Origin of the sequence: Paenibacillus sp. FSL R5-0378, from assembly GCF_038009285.1 — a bacterium.
Lineage (GTDB): Bacteria > Bacillota > Bacilli > Paenibacillales > Paenibacillaceae > Paenibacillus_AQ > Paenibacillus_AQ favisporus.
In genome coordinates this window covers 6869505-6888908 of the sequence record NZ_JBBPAY010000001.1, presented here as the reverse complement: position 1 = coordinate 6888908, position 19404 = coordinate 6869505, and the positions used below count along the sequence as shown (strand labels likewise).

Below are 19404 nucleotides of genomic sequence, written 5' to 3'. Positions count from 1 at the left end.
AAAAACCGACCTGTTTGTTTAAAAAGCAGAGATGCCGCCCGTCAGCTTCCGGATATACTCCGACGGCGTGCAGCCCATCTGTTTTTTGAACACCTGGCTGAAATACTGCGGGTTGTCGCCGAAGCCGAGCTGCTCGGCCATCTCGAATATTTTGGCATCGGGACTTTCGGTCATCAGCTCGGTCGCCCGCTGGATGCGGATGCGCATGACGTAGTTGGAGAACTTCTCGCCGGTCTCCTTTTTGAACAGTTTGCCTAGATAGTCGGCGTTCATGTACAGCATTTCGTGCGCGACGAGGTTCAGCGACAGGGAGGCGTTGCCGATCTGCTCTTCCACGATGTCGATCACCTTCCGCACGATGGCGTTGTATTTGAATGCATTCCGTTCGTAGTTGCGCCCGGCCATGTCCCGGACCGTCTCTTCGAGGAACGACTGAATCGCCTGCAGCGAGCCCATGTCGGCGATCTCGGATATCCGCTTGTAGGCCTCCGCCATCCGTTCCGGTCCGTCCAGGCGCACCAGCGCGGCATACATCGAAATGGCGTACGACTTCGTCATTTCGATGCCGAGCTGGGCCCGTTTGAGCTCGGCGATGAACTCGGAAAGGGCGAGCGAGGCCTCCTCGCGGTCACCCGAGCGAACGGGCAGCATCAGGCGCTCTTCGTCAAAAGCGAACTCGCTGACGCCGCCGTCGGGCACAAACGTGTCCTTCCGTGTAATGATCCCGCTTTCGTCCAGATAGAAGCGGTAGTTCAGACACTGCAGCGTTTCGCGGTACAGCTTCCGCGCGGACGTGATCGGACCGGGATCGCTGACGGCGACGGTCACGTTCATTTTGTAATACAGCCGGAAAGTGCGGCGGATATCCTGCAGCCGGCTGTGAAGCAGCTCCAGATCCTCCGGGTCGGAGATAAGGATCAGCGCGTGGTCGCCCAGCGTCGTGCTCATCAGCGCCGTTTGCAGCAGGTCCTCGGCGATATTTTTGACGGCAAATTGGTGCTCATAATCGGCTTCGCCCTCAATATGGCAGAGCAGCAGCCGGACGGGGCGCCCGAAGTCGCAGGGAAGCAGGCTGCGGTATTCCTCGAGATCCCGCCGCCCGTAGGTTTTATTGGTGACGAACTCGCGGAGGACCTGTTCTTTGACGTGGGGGATGACTTTCTCAAAGCGCCGTTTCATGTCCAGGGTAAAAGCCTCCCGCCGGCGTTCCTGATCCAGCTCGGCCGTCACTTCCTTCAGCGAATCAGCAATTTTGGTCTCGTCGGTAGGCTTAAGGAGGTAGTGCTTGACTCCGTACTGCATGGCCCGGTTGGCGTATTCGAACTCCCCGAATCCGGACAGCAGCACAAATTTGACGTTCGGATGGGTGGCATAGGTTTGGGCGACGAGCCCAAGCCCGTCGAGTCCGGGCATCCGGATATCGCTGATGACGATGTCCGGCGGATCAGCTGCGATCAGGTCGTAAGCCTGCAATCCGTTCTGGGCCGTTCCCGTCAGCACTGTCCCGAAGGCCTGCCAGTCGACCATTTGCGAAATGCCGTCCAATATGATGCGTTCATCATCCACCAATAGCACTTTATACATGCTCGGATCCCTCCATTTCTTTCGGTAACCTGATATGAATGCGGGTCCCCAGACCCGGGGCACTGTCGATGAAGAGCCCGTAACTCTCGCCGAACGCAAAGCGGATACGCTCGTCGATGTTAAGCAGCCCGATGCCGTTCCCCGCCGTGGTCAGCCTGCCTTCCCGCAGCAGCTCAAGCGTATTTGACGCCATGCCCGGGCCGTCGTCTTCGACGATGAGGACAAACGCGTCCGCTTCCTCCCGGCTGGTCAAGGAAATGGTGCACGTGCCGACGGAAGGCTCCAGCGCATAATGAATCGCGTTTTCGAGCAGGGGCTGGAGCGTCAGCTTCGGAATTTTCCGGAAGTGCTCCCGTTCGGGAACGTCCATGTGGAAGGACAGACGCTCTTCAAACCGGAATTTCTGGATCGTGATGTAATGCTGCACCATTTCCAGCTCCTCCTTCAGCGTCAGGATCGGCTCCTTCAGACTGACCGAATTGCGGAGCAGAAACGCCAGCGCCTGCACCATTTGCGAAATTTGCGTCTGTTTGTTGATTTTGGCCATCCAGTTGATGGACTCTAGCGTGTTGTACAGAAAATGCGGGTTGATCTGCGCCTGCAGCGCCTTGAACTCGGTCTCCTTGATCAGGAGGCGGCTGGCGTAATTTTCAGTGATCAGGTCGTTGATCCTCTCCACCATAAGGCGGAACGTCCGGTGCAGCAGGCCGAGTTCGTCCATCGCGGGCGGCTCCTGGTCGCCGGCAAGGATGTTGGCTTCGGCGAAGTTCCCCTTCTCCGCGAGCTTCATGCGGGCGATCAAATTCTCGATCGGGCGGGTCAGCCCCCGGGAGAAGCGGATGCCCCACAGAATGGCGAAGGCAAATATCAGAATGAAGACACCGATAACGATTTCCTTGATCAGGACGATCTGCCGGAAAATTTGGTTGAACGGGGTCACATTCAGGTAGGTCCACCCGGTGGCGGAAGAACGGTTATAGGCGACAAAGTACGTTTTTCCCTGAATTTCCTTGATAAAATATCCGGTCTCGGATGTGATGGAGCTCTGGATGAGGGCGGGATCGAAATGCGGCTGCGAGGGATAGATCACGTCGGGCCCGGAGGTCACGATGAGGTCGCCTTCCCCGGCGCCAAGCTCGTGCACGATCCGCTCCATGTTGATCCGCATGAAAATGGTGCCGATATCCTGCAAGTCGAACATGGTGCCTGAGTAGGAACGGACTTGACGGGTCAGAATCAGGGCCGGATCGGATGCGTCGGGGAAGGTCCAGCGCGCTTGGCCTTCGGCGTTGTCCGCCAGCCTGAGGATCACGTCCCGCTTTCCGGCCTGGATGGGAACCAGGCTGCCGACATCCTGTTGGGCTCCGGCCGCATCGACCATATGGATTGAGTAGAGGGAGGGCTCGGACCCGACATAGGTGAGGAGCCTGTCGACCATGTGCTTGCGCAGGGTCAAGCGATCGTAATCGGAGTCGCTTTGGGCGATGGATTTGAGCTGGGACTGGATCTGCGTGTCGGTGATAATGTTGAAGGACAGCTGCTCGAGGCGTTCGAGCTCCTTTTCAATCGCAGAAGACGACAGGTACAGCACGCGGGAGGACTTCACGTACAGCTGCTCGTCGTACACCGAGAAGGCGTACTGCTGCACAATCAGGGCAAAGGCAAAGGTCATGGCAACGATAAAAGCGATCAGGATGGACAGCTTGTTCTTGATTTTCATATGCCTGAAACGGCTCTTCCAAGTCTGCACGGCTACTCCCTCCGCCCGCCTAGGCGGGATTTTTGTACAACATTATGTCATCACTTTGGAAACGCTGTCAACAGGCAGGAGAGGCCTAGGACCGGGACCAAGGGACGATTCGGAGACCTTTGGGATATCGGTATTAGGATGGTCTGATGTCGTGATTTTGCATGTTTATTAGACCGAAGCCTAATATGGGATTCTCTGCTGAAAACGTCTTTTTCTATGTAAAAAAGGTGGGGAAATTTTCAAAATAGAGGCTTGCAAATATGTCGATCCGACATATAATATATATCGAAACGACATATTTAACGGAGGTGAGAGAGGTGTACGAATTGTTCGTTCTGGGCGAGCTGATGACAGGTGAGAAGCACGGATATATGCTCCAGGACGTCTTGAATAACGCGGTGGGGCTTGGCCGTAAGATTAGCTCCGGTACGCTGTACCCGCTTCTGTCGCGGATGACGGAGGCCGGGTGGATTCATTTGCGGATCGAAGAAGAGACGAAGGGCGGGCGAACCCGGAAAATATATGCGATTACCGATGCCGGCCGGCAGCGTTTTGAAGAGCTGATGAAGGAGACGCTTGAGCCGAACCCGGAAGCCGAGGCCGCGCTGATTTTCCGGTTTAAAATGGTGTATTTCGGCTACGTGACCAAGGAGGTCCGCCTGGCCTGTCTGGAGGATTACCTGCAGATCATCCGAAGAAGCCGGGAGTATGTGTCCCGGTTTGAGGCGTACCTGCAATCACAGCAGCCGGAACCCGCCAAGCAGCGGAACCAGCTGCTCCGGATGTTTGATTACCGCAAACGGCTGGGAGAGGCGGATGAAGCCTGGATCACGGCAGAGATCGAGCGAATCCAGGCCGAGGAAGATTGATGGAAATGTCGTGAAAGATGACGATCAAGAACATCGCCACAGGGATTGAACCAGCACGATGATTCCAGAAGATTTGGAGCACATGAAACCACTTTAATTTATGGTTAGGGAGGAATTCATCTATGGAAAGGCTCTGGACGAGGTCTTTTATTCAAATCACGGCCGGCATGCTGGTGCTGTTCACCGGGTTTTATCTGCTGCTGCCGACGATGCCGCTCTTTATCAAGGAGATGGGCGGGGATGAATCCCAAGTCGGGCTCGTAACCGGCGTATTCACGCTGAGCGCCGTTCTGTTCCGTCCCATTGTCGGCGGGCTGCTCGACCGTTACGGCCGAAGGCCCTTTATGATTTGGGGATTGCTCTTCTTCGTATTATCGATGTATCTGTATGACTGGGTTGGCGGGATCGCCGTTCTTCTCGGACTGCGGATTCTTCATGGAGCCAGCTGGGCGCTCTCCACCACGGCAGTTAGCACATCGGTCACCGACATCATTCCCGTCCAGCGGCGCGGTGAAGGCATGGGCTGGTTTGGCCTGGCGATGACGATCGCCATGGCGGTCGGACCGATGCTCGGGACCTGGGTGCACCAGAGCGGCTCATTTCACGATTTGTTTCTGCTGGCGACCGGCTTGTCCGCCGCGGCCTTCATTCTCGTCTTTCTGACCCGGATTCCGTTTCAGGTCAAGGCGGAGCGGCGGAAAATCGTCTTTTTCGAAAAATCGGTGCTTCCCGTCACCTCGTCGCTGTTTTTCCTGTCGGCGGCTTACGGCGGGATCACGACGTTTCTGCCGCTCTTTGCCGAATCGGTCCGGGTGAACGCCGGCACCTTCTTTCTCGTCTACGCCCTGGCGCTGACGCTGGCGCGGCCGGTAGCCGGCAAGCTGGCCGACCGGCTCGGCGAAGCTTACGTGATCGTGCCGGCGCTGGCCGTTACGGCGGTTGGGCTGCTCGTCCTTGCCTTCGCCGGCGGGCTTGCGGGCGTCATCACCGCCGCCGTGCTGTACGGCATCGGCTTCGGCTCGGCTCAGCCGGCCATGCAGGCGGTGAACCTGCGGCTTGCGGATCCGGAGCGGCGGGGCGCGGCCAGCGCTTCGTACATGACCGCCTTTGATCTCGGCATCGGCCTGGGCTCCATCCTGCTGGGCTGGGTGTCGCAGTATACGGGGTACAATACGCTGTTCGGCGTCTGTGCCGCATCCGTTGCCGTATCCGCGCTGATCTTTCTGGCATTCGTCCGCAAACCGCTGGCGAAGCGGCAGGTGGAGCAGGCTGCCGTAGAGTAATAAGAACGGCTTAGCAGGCCGCCCTGTTTTTTAACCAAAAAGTAAGGAATATTGGATGTAATCGCTTCCCTGAGAGGTTTATAATGGAAAAAAGCCGCGTCTCCGTCTTATGGGCCTAGCTAAGGAGGCACGGCAAAACTTTTTTCGAAAAGAGGGATTCGAATGTCCAAAGGTCAGTTACAGTGGATTATTCCCGACGGGTACATTCCACCGACGAGCAGCGGCCAGCTGGAAAGCCACGAATCGATTTGCGTGCTGAACTTAAGCGGAGAAGAAGTGACGGTGACGGTCAACGCTTTTTTCGAAGACCGGGAACCGATCCTGGGCATGACGGCGACTGTGGGGGGGCAGCGGACGCATCATATCCGCACGGCCCATCTGAACGTGGAAGGGAAGTACATACCGAAAGGGGTTCCTTATGCCATGGAGGTCACCGGCAGCGCACCGATTTTTGTGCAGTACAGCCGGCTGGATTCTACGCAGGCCGAGAACGCGCTGATGAGCGTCATGGCCTTTCCGGTGAAGGAATAGAGATTCAGGTTTTTTGACCCCTCAGGCCCTTTAGGGTACTTCAATCCCTTTAGGGCCGGGCTTTTCGGACAGCATTAAAGCCTGCCGCACAGACGAATTGCGGATCATCCGCAGCTTTCCGCGGTATGGCTCAACGATCTGCATGATTTCCGGCTTTTCCTTTTTCGCGTGCCGGTAGTTCCATTGGTACATTTTGCGGAGCATGCTGAACGTCTGCTTGTAGTTCCCCTGCGCAAGCCCCAGCTTTTGCACGGTAAAACGCTTCAGTATGCGGTAATTGCGGACCCAGATCGGCGTATCGACGTAAACGATCAGGTCCGCGTCCGCGAAGCTCCGCTGCACCCACTGATAATGGACACCCTCGATAATCCAGCGGTCCTGCTCGAGAATGCCGTTCAGGATACGGTCTCTTTCCTCGAAGCTGTTCTTTACGTCTCCATGGCCCGTGCGCCTCCACACCATATTATCCAATTCATAATAAGGGATGCCCAATTGGTCGGACAACGCTCTTGCCAAGGTCGATTTGCCGCTGCCGACCGAGCCGATAATGCGAATTTTGTCCGGTATCTTTGCACTGTCCGGTCTATAAACTGCCATGATCCTCGCCTCCCGTTAACGATAAATTCGATTCTCTGGAAGGGAGATCCTGCCTGATCAATCCAACATTTCGATCCACCGGGTAACTAGGCCAGTTTCTATTCTTCTTCAGGAATCTGAACAATAATATAGTTTGGTTTTGCGTTATTTTGATCCACTTCCGTTTCCTTGAACACAACATCGTTCCAATTGTCCTTATGAATCAAGCTATAGCCGGTCGATCCGATATGCGGCATCCAATGGAAGGCGGCGAATGTGGAGTCTTTAATTGATGGCCGTGTTCCAATTTCGTTGGTTATCGTTCCGTAAATAAAATACAGCTGCTTTTGAGTACTTGCTTTTTTGGTGATTAAGCCTTGCCATTTCAAATAAGCGATATCATCAGAAATTTCAAAATAACTGATGGCATTGTTGTTTTTTTCAAAAAATTGATCGTGCACATTTTTTGGAAAATAATACTGGATACTTGAAGTCTCGTAAGTGGGAGTATTTATTTTAGGCAGAAGTGACACTCTTGGAAGATTGATCGCCGCATTCCTTGCAACGCTTAACTCATCACTCAGGAGATCGCTGGTCAAATATGAGCTTGCCTTTGCGATGTATGCTGTCTGAGTGGATGGATTCCAGGTAACAGAGCCGCCCATGGTTTCCGTGACAAATCGCAGGGGGATCATCGTTTTTCCATCATAGATAAACGGAGCTGTGTTCAACTTCACAGCTTTTCCGTTTTTCAGGGCGGTTGTTTGGTTGATGGTAAGCAATAGACTGGTATCCTTGCCTTTTGCGGTCACTTGTTTTGCAGCGTGATTCCATTGGAAAGTTAGATTATCTAGCGCTTTAGCTTCAGTGAAGCTAATAAATATTTGGTTGTTTTTTATAAGGACATCTTCGGGTGCCAGATCTTGTTTATTGATGATGACATGAGTTCCGCTATTGGTTCTGGCTGCTGCTGTACCGATGCTGTGGTCCGGCAGCATGAGAGCTGCTGCACAGAGAAATGGAATCGAGGCCATGGTGATTTTCTTCATCATTCGTCCCTCCTGTTTAGATATTCCTATATATAAACGTCCTATAAACGAGAAAGTATGACTTCATTACATCTTAACCACCCCCCATAAGACCGAGGTCATGGCCTCAACCAGCCCCGTTTTCCAATGCACTTACCAGAAAAATTAACGGACAGCCCATCGAATCAGGGTGAATAATAAATCCGCCCGCAAAACATCGCTTGACCTTCACATGATGTGAGGGTTTACACTTGCTTTAACAGATGGCTGCAAGGCCGATGAAAGGAGTGACGATGATGCATATCAGCGAGCTGTCCCGCGCGACGGGCGTCAGCCTGCGCTCACTGCGGTATTACGAGGAGAAGGAGCTGCTTCATCCCGTCCGGCTGGATAACGGGTACCGGGAGTACAGCTTGTCCGATGTCGAGCGCGTTCGGATCATCCAGCTGTACTTCAGCCTTGGGCTAAGCGCCAAAGAAATCAGCGATGCCTATCCGTGCGCCGGATCGGAGGAGGTTCGGCGGGAATGCTTGCCCGGAGCGATCCGGGTGGGGGAAGCCAAGCTGGCGGAGATTGGGGAGCGGATCGACACGCTTCGAAAAGCGGAAGACCATTTGCGGGCATGCCTGACCGCTTGGAGACGTGAGCTAGAGAAAGGAGACGATTGGGAGTGAATAGCAAGCGGGTTGCACTGATCACCGGCGGGAATCGCGGGATCGGAAAGGAAATCGCCAGACAGTTGGCGCAAAAAGGGCTGCATGTCATCATTGGCTGCAGGAGCAAAGAGAAGGGGCGGCAAGCCGTATTCGAGCTGCGTTTGGAGGGGCTTGAGCTGGAGGTCCAGGTGGTGGATCTGCAGGACCCGGGAAGCATCGATGCGATAGTGGATCGAATCCGGCAGGAACATGGCAGGCTGGACGTTCTCATTAACAACGCGGGCATCATTCTGGATCGAGGCGTATCTGTCCTGGACGTGGAAGAGGATGTGATGAAAGAAACGCTGGAGACCAACTTCTTCGGCGCGCTGCGCATGATCCAGGCGGTGGTGCCGTTGATGAAGGAGCGAGGGTACGGGCGGATCGTCAACATGTCGTCCGGTCTCGGTTCTTTTGAGGTGATGCAGGGTCTCCTCGGGCTTAAGGGCTCATCCTCTGCTTACCGGATTTCCAAAACGATGCTGAATGCGCTGACGGTGTTGGTGGACCAGGAAGCCGCGGCATATGGCATTCAAACGAATGCGGTCTGCCCCGGCAGAGTGCGGACCGATATGGGCGGGTCGGATGCTCCGCACTCGGTGGCGGAGGGGGCCGATACGGCCGTGTGGCTGGCCACTGCGGGAGAGGACGGCCCCAGCGGTGGATATTTCCGGGAACGCCGGGCTATTGCCTGGTAGCCCTTTGTTGAAACGGAATGGTCATGATGGTTTTCCAATGGCTTATCAAATGCATCATATGAATGTCATATCATTTTTAATATGATTTTTATATAACAATTTTGATATGGTTGTGATGATTAATATGCATTTTACTTATGTTAGTGCGTGTTTTATGATCAGAAGGCGACCACCTGGTCATGCTATGGTTACGAAAGGCTAGTCGAGCAACGGAAATCATCCTGATTCGAAAAATATGCATTTTCATGGAGGGATATGAAGTGGTCAACGTCAACTTCGATTTGAACGGAAAGGTGGCTATCGTTACAGGTGCCAGCCGCGGGATCGGAAGAACGATTGCTGAGGGGCTTGCCCAGGCGGGGGCGGATGTCGCATTGACTGCCCGGACCGAGGCCGAGGTACTTGCAGCGGCTCATGAGATTAGCCTTGCTACCGGGCGGCGTGCGCTCGGCATCGCTTGCGATGTTACCGATAAGCGTTCCGTAGACTCGGCCGTTCAACAAGTGGTGGAAAGATTCGGGAAAATCGACATATTGGTCAACAATGCCGGGACAAACATTCGCCATTCCGCTTTTGAGCTCAGTGAGGAAGAATGGGACTTTGTGGTCGATACCAACTTAAAATCTGTTTTTTTGATGTCTCAGGCGGCAGGAAGCCATATGATCGAACGCCAAAGCGGCCGTATCGTAAATATCGCTTCCGTGGCATCGGAACTAACGCTGTCATTCTCAACGGCATATGGGCCCAGCAAAGCGGCCGTCGTGCAATTGACAAAACAGCTTGCCAGCGAGTGGGCCCGATATGGCGTTACCGTCAATGCGGTTAGTCCTTGGTTTATCCGGACTTCTCTTAACGCAGAAGCCCTCGACGATCCGGATAACCAAAAAATGATTGAACAGCGGACGCCAATGGGGAGGTATGGCCGTTTGGAGGAAGTGGTCGCTCCCGTTCTGTTTTTTTGTTCCGAAGGAGCGGGATACGTTACGGGGCAAAATTTATTTGTTGATGGAGGCGTTACGCATTACGGGGTGTAGGAGTACAAAGGGACTGGCCGGATAGCACAAATATCCTTCAATCCCAAATTCGCATCTAGTTTGGCATGTGATTTTAATAAATATAAATGGCGCCATAGGGACAGATCCCTGTGGCGCCATTTTGGATTGCGGTTCTTTCAAGCATCCAGCATCCCTATGCAAGTGTTATGTGCGCTCTGATCGAGGGCCACAGACCCGGCAAACGTTTGGCTTATCTTTCCGTGTCCTTTCGCCCCAACGGTTATTCCCTGGCCTGCTGCTTTGTAAGAAAGTACAAAAACCAAACGGCATGGTTCTGCTCATCGGCGGCAGCCCGGAGAAAGGCTTGCTTCACGGCCGGATCGGATGCCCGGTCGGCGGCTTCATGGTAGAAGTCCACTGTGTTCTGTTCGTCCTTGAAGGCAAAGTGGAGGCCATCGCGGTAGACGGAGGGGCAGGGCTCATTGATGACAGGGGCCGGCTGTCTTCCGGTCAGGGACGTGTACAGCCCGGCAAACGTTTGGTAGTGTCTGATTTCGTCTTTGCGGATCTCCATGATCTGCGTGCGTTCCTCTTCGTTCGGCGCCGCACCCGCCAGCCGTTCGTAACAGGCGACGGCGGAGTACTCGCCGTTGATGGCTTTCTCGAGATCGCCGATGGATGAGGCCGGAGCCCGATAGTCCCACGTATAGTAATACATCCTTGGGGTATCTCCCTTCGCAAATATAGGCTTTTCTTCACCCTATTCAGCTTCTTGGGCAAATGTCATTCATTTACGAAAAAATCGTGGGGAGGGACAAAGATAAGCCGCCACCCATAAAATGGTTATTTTTTATTTTTGAAATATCCGTTGACACCCCATTCTGGAAGCGCTATTATAGACCCATCTTAATCAAGTTGTTGCACCAAAACGGGAACGTTCCCAAAATCTTCATCGGTTTTGATCTGGCCATTCCACTTTCCTGCCCGGTTCCTTTCCCGTTCACAAGAACTCTGATGGAGCAAAGCTGGGAGAGGCATTTCCTTCATTTTGGGAACGTTCCCAAAATGAAGCTGGCGGCGGATGATTGGAGGATCGAGACGGAAACCTGTCAAGACGGGAACCTCATAGAGGCTGTATGGATAGCTCTACGACGGGGGACAGACAACCAACTGCTAGTGCCGTGAATCATTCCGGTAAAGAAATGGCAGCTCCTGCCAAACAAGTCCTTTTCTTGGACCTAGGCTGTCTGGTAAAATGGGAACGTTCCCAAAAATGGTATTCGTGCTGTATCTTGCCATCAATTCCGCATCAGCGGGATAGGCAAGTGAAAGGGCCGAAACATGGGAAACGATACATGGAGAGAGTGATAACAGTGGGTCCAACCATTCACGATGTCGCCAGATTGGCAGGAACAAGCAAAAGCACTGTGTCCCGTTACCTGAACGGGCAGCAGGTTAAAAAAGCAACGCAGGAAGCGCTGGATAAAGCCATCAAGGAGCTGAATTTCCACCGCAACGCCAATGCCCGCAGGCTGGTGCTTGACCGGACGAACAGCATCGCCGTCGTCGTCGACAACATTTCGAATATTTTCTATTCCGGCATCATCCGGGGCATTGAGGGAGTAGCCAATCTGAAGGGATACAATTGCACCTTCCTGAGCTGGACTTCCAACTATGCCGAAGAAATATCCTTCCTCAACCTTCTGTATGAAGGGCAGGTCGACGGAGTGATCCTAGTGAGCTTCCAAAAGCGCAAAGACGAAGACCTGGAGAGAATCAGGGACTCGCAGTATCCGATCGCGCTGATCGGGGATCACGGCGGCAAGGACGGCATCTTCGCGGTCGACGTGGACAATGCGGCGGGGGTCTACGATATCGTCGGATACTTACACAGCCTGGGCCACCGGGAAATCGCATACATTTCCGGACCGCAGCATGCCGCAGCGAACCAGCACCGTTTTAACGGATATTTGCAGGCGATGGAAACGCTTGGGTTAACCTACCGTCCGGAATGGGTGGTGGAGTCGGACTGGAGCAGCCAGGGCGGATATCAGGCGATGAAGCAGCTGCTGGAGCGCAAAGGCTTCTCGGCGGTCATCGGCTCCAACGACGAAGCGGCAACCGGGGCGCTGCGGGCCATCCAGGAGCACGGGCTCAACGTGCCCAAGCAGATGTCGGTCGTCGGGTATGACGACATTTCGATCTCGGAATGGGTGTACCCGTCGCTGACGACGGTGCGCCAGCCCTTTGAAGCCATCGGCCGAAAAGCGGCGGAAGGATTGTTTCAGCAAATTGAAGGCGTCCAGGACAAGAGTGAGGAAGCGATCCATCTGCTGAAGCCGAAGCTCATTGTCAGGGACTCATGCGGAACCAAGTAAAGTGTAAAAAGGGGTGAATACGATGGGCTCCAAGGTCAACAGGTCATTTTACGGTTACATCTTTGTGGCGCCTTTCTTCATCGGCTTTGCCGTATTCGGGCTGATGCCGATTCTGTACACGCTCTACCTCAGCTTCATGAAATGGGACGGATTTTCGGATCCGGTCTATGTGGGGCTGGCGAATTATTCACGCCTGCTGCACGACAGCTTCTTTTATCAGACGATAGGCAACACGCTTATTATCTGGATTCTATCCAACGTTCCCCAGCTCATCTTATCGGTGCTGCTCGCGCTGGTGCTGAACGAGCGCTTTATCCGGGGCAAGCATTTCTTCCGGGCGGTCTATTTCTTTCCTCACATCATTACGCCGGTCACGCTGGGGGTCATCTTCTCCCTCATGTTCGACTGGCAGACCGGGACGATCAACAAGCTGCTCATGAGTCTGGGGATCATTCACGATCCGGTCAACTGGTTTAACAGCCCATGGTGGTCCAGAATTATCGCATCGGGGGTCATCTGCTGGCAGTACTTCGGGTTTAACATGATCGTCTTTATCGCCGGACTTCAGGGCATTCCGAGAGAAGTGTATGAAGCCGCCGAAGTGGATGGGGCGACCAAAAAGCAGACCGCGATGCACATTACGCTGCCGCTGCTCCGCCCGGTATTCCTGTTTGTGTTCATTACGTCGGTCATCGGCGGCCTGCAGCTGTTTGATGCGCCGCTCATGCTCGGAGACGGGCCGGGCAACTCTTCCAGAACGATGGTCATGTACTTATATGAAACGGCTTTCAAAAACTTTGATTACAGCTACGGGGCGGCGGTCGCCTACGGAATATTCTTTGTGGTCATGTTCTTTACGGCCATTACGGCCAAAGCGTCGAAGCTGAAGGATTAAGGAGGTCCACCTTCATGGCTAAAATACTTACCCGAGGCATTCTGTACCTCTTTCTCATCGCCGTGGCGGCGACATGCCTGCTGCCCTTCTACAGCATGATCATTACATCCACCCATGCCAACTCGGATATTGCGCGGAAGCTGCTGCTCATTCCGGGAGACCAGTTTCTCGACAACTATGCGAGGCTGAAGGACACCGTCAACATTTGGCGGGGCTTCGGGAACACCGTCCTGATCACCGTCACGTCGACGATCATTAACGTGTACTTTGCGGCACTGGCCGGGTACGGCTTCTCGAAATACAACTTCAAGTACAAAAACGTACTGTTCATGTTTGTGCTCGGCACGATGATGATTCCGGGCCAGCTCGGCATCATCGGTTTCTTCAAGCTGATGGATTCGCTGAACATGCTGAACACGTACTGGCCGCTCATTTTGCCGTCGATCCACAACGCCTTCGGGATTTTCCTGATGCGGCAGTTCGCGGATTCCTCGGTACCGACGGAAATCATTGAATCGGGCCGGATGGACGGGTACGGCGAATGGCAGATCTTCAACCGGATCGTGCTGCCGATCATGAGTCCGGGGCTTGCGACGCTGGGAATCTTCGCTTTTATCGGCAAATGGAACGATTTTCTCACGCCGATGATCGTCCTCTTCGACAACAACCTGCAGACGCTGCCGGTCATGATCGCGAGCCTGAAATCCCAGTTTACATCAGACTTTGGCGCACAGTATGTGGGCATCGTGATTGCGGTCGTACCGATCCTCGTCTTCTTCTCGTTCATGTCCAAACGGATTATCGACGGGGTGGCGGCGGGAGCGGTCAAAGGCTGACCGATTGAAGCAGACATCAAGACGGCTTGACTTTCAGACTCCAGGGAAAGAGGTGATGACCGGGAAACGGCGCAGTGGACCGCCACGAAAACAAAGTCAATTGAAAGCGTTCTACAAATTGCGGACATCTGTTACGCATGCACTTCAATCACAATAAGAAAAACGTCTTCAAAAAGGGGAGATCGGTTTTGAAAACGAAGAAATGGCTGATGATGGTGCTGTCCGTCCTGCTGGTCGGCAGCATGCTGGCCGGATGCGGAAGCAAAGCTTCGGACAGCAGCAGTACGGCAAGCGGAGACGACTCCGGCAAGGCCGCCGAATCCGGCGAGCTCAAAGGTCATTTGGTCATCTGGACGTTCTTTGACCAGGTGAAGGACATGGCCGACCAGTTTCAGGCGAAAAATCCCGGCGTCACGGTAGACGTCAAAATGTTCCCGGGCGACCAATACCAGACGAAGCTGCTGACCGCGCTGCAGTCCGGCCGCGACGTTCCCGATATTTTCGACCTGGAGCGCGGGTATATCGGCAAATTCATCGATTCGAAGTTTTTGACGGACCTGTCGGCGATGGGCGCCGAGGATCTGGTGAAGGATTACGTCCCTTACGTTCAGGAGCTGGGACGATCCCAGGACGGCAAGCTGCGGGCGATTTCCGACCACTCTTCTCCGGGCGGCTTCTGGTATCTGCGCGATACGGCCAAGAAGTACCTCGGCACAGATGATCCCGACAAAGTCAGCGATATGGTCGGCTCGTGGGACAAAATCATTGAGCTCGGCAAAAAGGTGGCAGCGGACAGCGGCGGCAAAGTGCATCTGATCCAAAACGCCGGCGACCTGTTCGACATTGAAGCCTACAACACCCAGCCGTGGGTGAAGGACGGCAAGCTGAACATCGATCCGAAATGGCAGACGGTCTATCAAACCCAGCTGGATATCCGCAAAAACAACGTGGATGCCAAGCTTCCGTTCATGTCGGCGGGCTGGGGCAACGCACTGAACGACGGCAGCGTCGTGCTGACTTCCATGCCGGCATGGGCCGGGTTTATGGTCGACAACAAGGACGACAAAGCCAAAGGCAAGTACGGCGTAGCCAAAACGCCGGAAGGCTTCTACTCGGGTGGAACGTACCGCGGCATCTACGAAAAGTCCAAAAACAAAGACCTGGCGTATGAGTTCATCAAATATATCGCCGGCGAGGAATGGCAGCAGCACAACCTGGAGAAAACGGGCAACATGCCGGGCAACAGCAAAGTGTACGAGGCCAACCTGGATACGTACAAATCCCCGCTGTTCGGCGACGAAAACGTCTTGAAGCCTTATTACGAAACCGTCGTGAAAATTCCGGCAACGAAACCGGATAAATACGGCGAAGACATCATGAGCAAGTGGAGAAAGGTCGCAGGCGACGGTGTCACCAACAACCGCAGCTATGACGACGTCGTGTCAGACTTCAAAAAAGAAGTGAAGAACGCTTTCCCTGAGCTGAATGTGGACTGATCGCCCGGTCAAGAGCAGAAACGACAGATAAATAGACGCGGCTGCTGTTCGGATGAGAAGAGGAGCAGCCGCTCCATTTTTGGAAGGAGAAAGGCCCGATGAGCAGCATACATGATTATATCAGCGAACTACGGATCATCGACGGACACGAGCATTTGGCGACTCCGCAGATCAGACAAAGAGAGCAGCAGGATTTTTTCTCCCTGATGCATTACCTCGATTCCGACTTCATTACGGCGGGGATGCAGCGCGGAGCTTTAAGCGGCCGGCTGCGCAGTGACGAAGAGAAAGCGGCTACCTTCCTGCAGTACTGGCAGCGCGCGAACAACACCACGTACGCGAACATGTTCCGGACGGCCATGAAGGACCTGTACGGCTTTGAAGATTGGACGGTCCAAGGCATTCTGGAGGTGAATGATAAAGTTAAGGCGGCGACGAATAACCCGGACTGGTACCGGGAGGTGCTGTACGAACGATCAAAAATTGACCTGGCGTTCACGCTGATCCAAACCACGCAATTGGATTACGAATTGTTCCGGCCGATCATGTTTTTGGATTTTACCTTTAAACTTCGAACACTCAAGGATATTCACGACGTGGAGAACGCCGCAGGGGTGCATGTACATTCGCTCCCGGGCTATCTCGAAGCAGTGGATGCCTTATTGCATAGATACAAACAGGAAGGAATGGTCGCAACGAAGCTGGGCCATGCATATTGGCGGAGCCTCGCCAGCACCAACCCGACGTTCCACGAAGCGGAGATTGTCTTCAACCGGCTGCTGGGCTATACGCTGCAGGATGGGCTGTCGAAGGAAGAGACGCTGGCGCTGCAGGACTACCTCATTCATTTCATCATCCAGCGTTCCATCGCTTATGATCTGCCGATCCAGATTCACACCGGCCATCATGAATCGAGCGTGTCCGGCAACGGCAACATCCTGACCAACTCGAACGCAGAGCTGCTGCTGCCGCTGCTGGCGCAGTACCGGGACGCCAAATTCGTCCTGCTGCACTGCGGTTTTCCTTACCATCAATCGTATTTGAGCATCGCGAAAAATTATCCGAACGTATACACCGACTTTACCTGGGTGCATATCATCTCGCCGACGATCGGCAAGCAGATTCTGCATCAAATGATCGAGATGGTGCCGCAGTCGAAGATCCAGGGATTCGGTGGCGACTACAACCATATCGAGGGAACCTACGCGCATCTGAAGCTGGTACAGAACATCGTGGGCGACGTGTTAACCGAGAAAGTCCAGGAAGGCGGCATGACGGAAAAGGCGGCGATGGAATTCGCCAAGCGCATTTTCCGGGACAACCTGATCGAGATATACCAGCTGGATATGTAATGTAGGATAGTTTTCTTGAAAAGTATGCTTATTGGAAGAAAGGCGGGAGTCAATCGTGGGATGGAAGGCAGAGGCAGACGGTGGTGAGCGTTACGTACTGAACGTGTACCGGCCCGGTGAGGAACAGGGGGAGGCTGCGCTGCGGTTCAATCATTTGATCGAAGCGTGGAGCCCGCTGGACGGGTCCATCTTGGAAATTCCGATCGAAAGGGTGGATGCCTTGACGGATGGAGGGCTGACGATGTCCGGCTCTTCGGGCGAATTTACTGCTAAAGCGAAATGGGAAGCGGTGAAGGACAGCTGCGGCGGCTACGACGTCACCCTTCATTTAACGTATAACGGGAACGTTCCCAAAAATATGGGGCTGACTTTGCGGGCGGAGGTGCTCGGTCCAGGGAAACCGGACTGGATGATCCCCGGCGCTTTCTATAAGGAAAACCGCTTTGAGAAAAATTTACGGCGCTATCCCCGCTACGACTACCGGGGCGGAGACCCGGAGCAGATGGTATCGGATTATTGGTCCTTCCGCTCGGACCGGGCGGCGCTGCCGGTAGTGTTTGCCTGGAATGATGCGCTGTGCGGCGCGCTCTGCACGGAAGAAATGTCGGAGCTGGGCTTGACTGGCCTCGGTTTCCGGGGCAATGCGGACGGAACGGCCGTCTGGCTGAACTTCCCGTACCGGGAAGAGCCGGTGACGTTCGTCGGCGAGCCGGTTCCGGCGCCGGCGGACCTGACGTCCGCACGGTTTGAGCCGGGGCAGCAGGTGACACTGCGCTACCGGGTGTATACGGCGGCCGGCGATCCTCATGCGTACGATCCGTTTGTGCGCCGGATGTACCGGCTCCATGCCGAGACCTACCCGCTCCGGCCATGGATGGATCTGGACGAGGCGGCGCAGCTGACCGCCCACGGACTGTTTACGTGGCATTATCGTCCGGAGCACCGCATATTGTACGAAACGGCGGCGTTTGACCGCGAGCTGAACAACAACGTTAAAGGGCAGGGGGACCGCCCCCATATGCACGTGGGCTGGGTCAGCGGAGCGCCTTACGCGCATGCGCTGCTCCAATATGGACGCAGACAGGGCATTGCCGAATACACATCGGCCGGCATAGATGTGCTGAGCAAAATCGCCGAAGGCTTGTCGCCGAGCGGCATTTTCTGGGCGTCCTGGATCGAGGGCCGGGGCTGGAACGCCGGCTGGAATCCGAAGCCCGATTGGCTGCAGGCGAGAACGGCAGCCGAAGCGACGCTGTTCATGGTCCGGGCGCTGGATTTTGAGCGCGGGCAGGGAGCAGCTCATCCGGACTGGGAAGCGGCGGCCCTGTCGAACTTGAATTTTGCGGCTTCCTGCCAGCGAAGCGACGGCAATTTCGGCTCCTATTACCATGCGGAGACCGGGGAGGTCGAAGAATGGGACGGCGCCGGCGGCATGCTGTGGATCGCGGCGCTGCTTGAAGGCGCGGCCTTGTTCGGGGAAACGCAGTTTGCCGATGCCGCTGTGCGTGCCGGCAGCTATTACGAGAAGTTTATCAGGGACGAATATATTTACGGCGCTCCGGAGGATGTGCATCTGACGCCGACCTCGGAAGACGCCTATAACGCCGTCGCCGCCTATGTGCTGCTGTACGAGTATGACCGGCAGCCGAAGTGGCTGGAGCTCGCATCCAGCGCGGCGGACTGGATGATGACGTTCCGCTGGACGTATAATCTGTGCTTCCCGCGCCATACCCTGCTGGCGCAGTACGATTTTCGCTCGCGTGGCGCGGATCAGGCGTCCACGTCGAACCAGCATCTGCACAACTACGGCCTGTTCTGCGTTCCGGAAATGCTGCGGCTGTGGAAGCATACCGGCGACCGGTATTACCTGGACCGCACCCGCGACCATATCGCCTGCTTTCTGCAGTTTATCGCGCGGGAGGACGGGGACTTCAACGCCTATAAAGGCATGGTCACCGAGCGTTATTACAACACGAACTGCTTCCAGCCCAAAGGAATGATGCTGACCCTGTCGCACTCTTGGTGCATCGGCTTGATTCTGTACGCATCCCAGGAGGCGGCGGAATACGCTGCAGAGCTGGGGCTGAGCGAGCTGATTGAAGGCTGAAGGATCGGAAACCGTGGGACTGAAAACTGAAGGATTAAAAACTGAAGGATCAAAACAGATCTAAAGACTGATGGATTGAGAACAGATTCGAAACGAAGAGATCGAAAACCGTAAGCTGCTTGCTGGAGACAAAAAACGCTGTCTGTTCTTTTATGAAAATACGCCGGTAGACGTTCTTCATCCCATCGAAACCGCCATCCAGCGAGACAAGGATTTCATAACCCAAAAGCGGATGACTTGAAGGTGCCTAGCTTTATGCCCGCGAAAAAGAATAAGGAAATCCATGAAATCGCTTAGGGCGAGATGAGATGCAGGACGAATACGGGAGGGG

The 19404-nt window shown here is 54.6% G+C and carries 17 protein-coding genes; 12 read left to right on the top strand and 5 right to left on the bottom strand.

What is annotated here, in order from left to right; genetic code table 11:
• Nucleotides 1–18 precede the first annotated feature (18 nt).
• A complete protein-coding gene (locus MKY74_RS31805; RefSeq protein WP_076173799.1) occupies nucleotides 19–1584 on the bottom strand; it encodes a response regulator in 1566 nt (521 codons plus the stop codon).
• Entirely contained in the window at nucleotides 1577–3334 is a 1758-nt protein-coding gene (locus tag MKY74_RS31800; protein WP_076173798.1) for a cache domain-containing sensor histidine kinase, read from the bottom strand. The genes MKY74_RS31805 and MKY74_RS31800 overlap by 8 nt, the downstream gene beginning before the upstream one ends.
• A gap of 317 nt (nucleotides 3335–3651) precedes the next feature.
• Between MKY74_RS31800 and MKY74_RS31795 the strand changes: the two genes are divergently transcribed.
• The 3 genes from MKY74_RS31795 (at nucleotide 3652) to MKY74_RS31785 (ending at nucleotide 6017) form a co-directional block, all read left to right on the top strand.
• Complete coding sequence (locus MKY74_RS31795; protein WP_076173989.1) at nucleotides 3652–4203, top strand: PadR family transcriptional regulator; 552 nt, start codon at nucleotides 3652–3654, stop codon at nucleotides 4201–4203.
• Nucleotides 4204–4325: 122 nt separating this feature from the next.
• Nucleotides 4326–5486, top strand: a complete 1161-nt coding sequence (locus tag MKY74_RS31790; RefSeq protein ID WP_076173797.1) for an MFS transporter — start codon at nucleotides 4326–4328, stop codon at nucleotides 5484–5486.
• A 162-nt stretch (nucleotides 5487–5648) separates the two neighbouring features.
• On the top strand, nucleotides 5649–6017 hold the full coding sequence (locus MKY74_RS31785) for a sensory rhodopsin transducer (RefSeq protein WP_076173796.1): 369 nt from the start codon (nucleotides 5649–5651) through the stop codon (nucleotides 6015–6017).
• A gap of 30 nt (nucleotides 6018–6047) precedes the next feature.
• Here MKY74_RS31785 and MKY74_RS31780 read toward each other — a convergent pair whose 3' ends face one another.
• Together MKY74_RS31780 and MKY74_RS31775 are read right to left on the bottom strand one after the other, a co-directional pair.
• Nucleotides 6048–6614, bottom strand: coding sequence for an AAA family ATPase (locus tag MKY74_RS31780; protein ID WP_076173795.1), 567 nt, complete (start codon nucleotides 6612–6614; stop codon nucleotides 6048–6050).
• Between the two features lie 98 nt (nucleotides 6615–6712).
• Nucleotides 6713–7645 carry a copper amine oxidase N-terminal domain-containing protein gene (locus MKY74_RS31775; protein WP_244169379.1) on the bottom strand — a complete coding sequence of 311 codons (933 nt, stop codon included), beginning with the start codon at nucleotides 7643–7645 and terminating at the stop codon, nucleotides 6713–6715.
• A 269-nt stretch (nucleotides 7646–7914) separates the two neighbouring features.
• Here MKY74_RS31775 and MKY74_RS31770 point away from each other — a divergent pair, with 269 nt between their 5' ends.
• From MKY74_RS31770 to MKY74_RS31760, 3 genes are all read left to right on the top strand, one after another.
• Nucleotides 7915–8295 carry a MerR family transcriptional regulator gene (locus MKY74_RS31770; protein ID WP_341013715.1) on the top strand — a complete coding sequence of 127 codons (381 nt, stop codon included), beginning with the start codon at nucleotides 7915–7917 and terminating at the stop codon, nucleotides 8293–8295.
• Nucleotides 8292–9014: an SDR family NAD(P)-dependent oxidoreductase gene (locus MKY74_RS31765; RefSeq protein WP_076173792.1), complete on the top strand. Its 723-nt coding sequence runs from the start codon at nucleotides 8292–8294 to the stop codon at nucleotides 9012–9014. Before MKY74_RS31770 ends, MKY74_RS31765 begins: the two co-directional genes overlap by 4 nt.
• Nucleotides 9015–9274: 260 nt before the next feature.
• Complete coding sequence (locus MKY74_RS31760) at nucleotides 9275–10048, top strand: SDR family NAD(P)-dependent oxidoreductase (protein ID WP_089548717.1); 774 nt, start codon at nucleotides 9275–9277, stop codon at nucleotides 10046–10048.
• A 241-nt stretch (nucleotides 10049–10289) separates the two neighbouring features.
• On the opposite strand, the gene MKY74_RS31755 is transcribed toward MKY74_RS31760, so the two are convergent.
• A complete protein-coding gene (locus MKY74_RS31755) occupies nucleotides 10290–10727 on the bottom strand; it encodes a ferritin family protein (protein WP_076173791.1) in 438 nt (145 codons plus the stop codon).
• A gap of 637 nt (nucleotides 10728–11364) precedes the next feature.
• On the opposite strand from MKY74_RS31755, the gene MKY74_RS31750 reads away from it, so the two are divergent.
• From MKY74_RS31750 to MKY74_RS31725, 6 genes are all read left to right on the top strand, one after another.
• Nucleotides 11365–12387, top strand: a complete 1023-nt coding sequence (locus MKY74_RS31750) for a LacI family DNA-binding transcriptional regulator (protein WP_167372912.1) — start codon at nucleotides 11365–11367, stop codon at nucleotides 12385–12387.
• A gap of 22 nt (nucleotides 12388–12409) precedes the next feature.
• Nucleotides 12410–13282 carry a carbohydrate ABC transporter permease gene (locus MKY74_RS31745; RefSeq protein ID WP_076173788.1) on the top strand — a complete coding sequence of 291 codons (873 nt, stop codon included), beginning with the start codon at nucleotides 12410–12412 and terminating at the stop codon, nucleotides 13280–13282.
• A 14-nt stretch (nucleotides 13283–13296) separates the two neighbouring features.
• The gene (locus MKY74_RS31740; protein WP_076173787.1) at nucleotides 13297–14118 is read left to right on the top strand and encodes a carbohydrate ABC transporter permease; all 822 of its coding nucleotides are present in this window, start codon (nucleotides 13297–13299) and stop codon (nucleotides 14116–14118) included.
• Between the two features lie 188 nt (nucleotides 14119–14306).
• Nucleotides 14307–15614: an ABC transporter substrate-binding protein gene (locus MKY74_RS31735; protein WP_076173786.1), complete on the top strand. Its 1308-nt coding sequence runs from the start codon at nucleotides 14307–14309 to the stop codon at nucleotides 15612–15614.
• Nucleotides 15615–15712: 98 nt separating this feature from the next.
• Entirely contained in the window at nucleotides 15713–16966 is a 1254-nt protein-coding gene (locus MKY74_RS31730; protein WP_076173785.1) for an amidohydrolase family protein, read from the top strand.
• Between the two features lie 55 nt (nucleotides 16967–17021).
• Nucleotides 17022–19073 (top strand): hypothetical protein, encoded by a 2052-nt coding sequence (locus MKY74_RS31725; protein WP_084204082.1) that lies wholly within the window; start codon nucleotides 17022–17024, stop codon nucleotides 19071–19073.
• Nucleotides 19074–19404: the final 331 nt, after the last annotated feature.

What these genes read in the sequence shown, in the direction of transcription:
- MKY74_RS31805 (WP_076173799.1), bottom strand. Translation starts at nt 1,584, where the DNA reads ATGTATAAAGTGCTATTGGTGGATGATGAACGCATCATATTGGACGGC.
- MKY74_RS31790 (WP_076173797.1), top strand. Translation starts at nt 4,326, where the DNA reads ATGGAAAGGCTCTGGACGAGGTCTTTTATTCAAATCACGGCCGGCATG.
- MKY74_RS31785 (WP_076173796.1), top strand. Translation starts at nt 5,649, where the DNA reads ATGTCCAAAGGTCAGTTACAGTGGATTATTCCCGACGGGTACATTCCA.
- MKY74_RS31780 (WP_076173795.1), bottom strand. Translation starts at nt 6,614, where the DNA reads ATGGCAGTTTATAGACCGGACAGTGCAAAGATACCGGACAAAATTCGC.
- MKY74_RS31775 (WP_244169379.1), bottom strand. Translation starts at nt 7,645, where the DNA reads ATGATGAAGAAAATCACCATGGCCTCGATTCCATTTCTCTGTGCAGCA.
- MKY74_RS31770 (WP_341013715.1), top strand. Translation starts at nt 7,915, where the DNA reads ATGATGCATATCAGCGAGCTGTCCCGCGCGACGGGCGTCAGCCTGCGC.
- MKY74_RS31755 (WP_076173791.1), bottom strand. Translation starts at nt 10,727, where the DNA reads ATGTATTACTATACGTGGGACTATCGGGCTCCGGCCTCATCCATCGGC.
- MKY74_RS31750 (WP_167372912.1), top strand. Translation starts at nt 11,365, where the DNA reads ATGGAGAGAGTGATAACAGTGGGTCCAACCATTCACGATGTCGCCAGA.
- MKY74_RS31745 (WP_076173788.1), top strand. Translation starts at nt 12,410, where the DNA reads ATGGGCTCCAAGGTCAACAGGTCATTTTACGGTTACATCTTTGTGGCG.
- MKY74_RS31740 (WP_076173787.1), top strand. Translation starts at nt 13,297, where the DNA reads ATGGCTAAAATACTTACCCGAGGCATTCTGTACCTCTTTCTCATCGCC.
- MKY74_RS31730 (WP_076173785.1), top strand. Translation starts at nt 15,713, where the DNA reads ATGAGCAGCATACATGATTATATCAGCGAACTACGGATCATCGACGGA.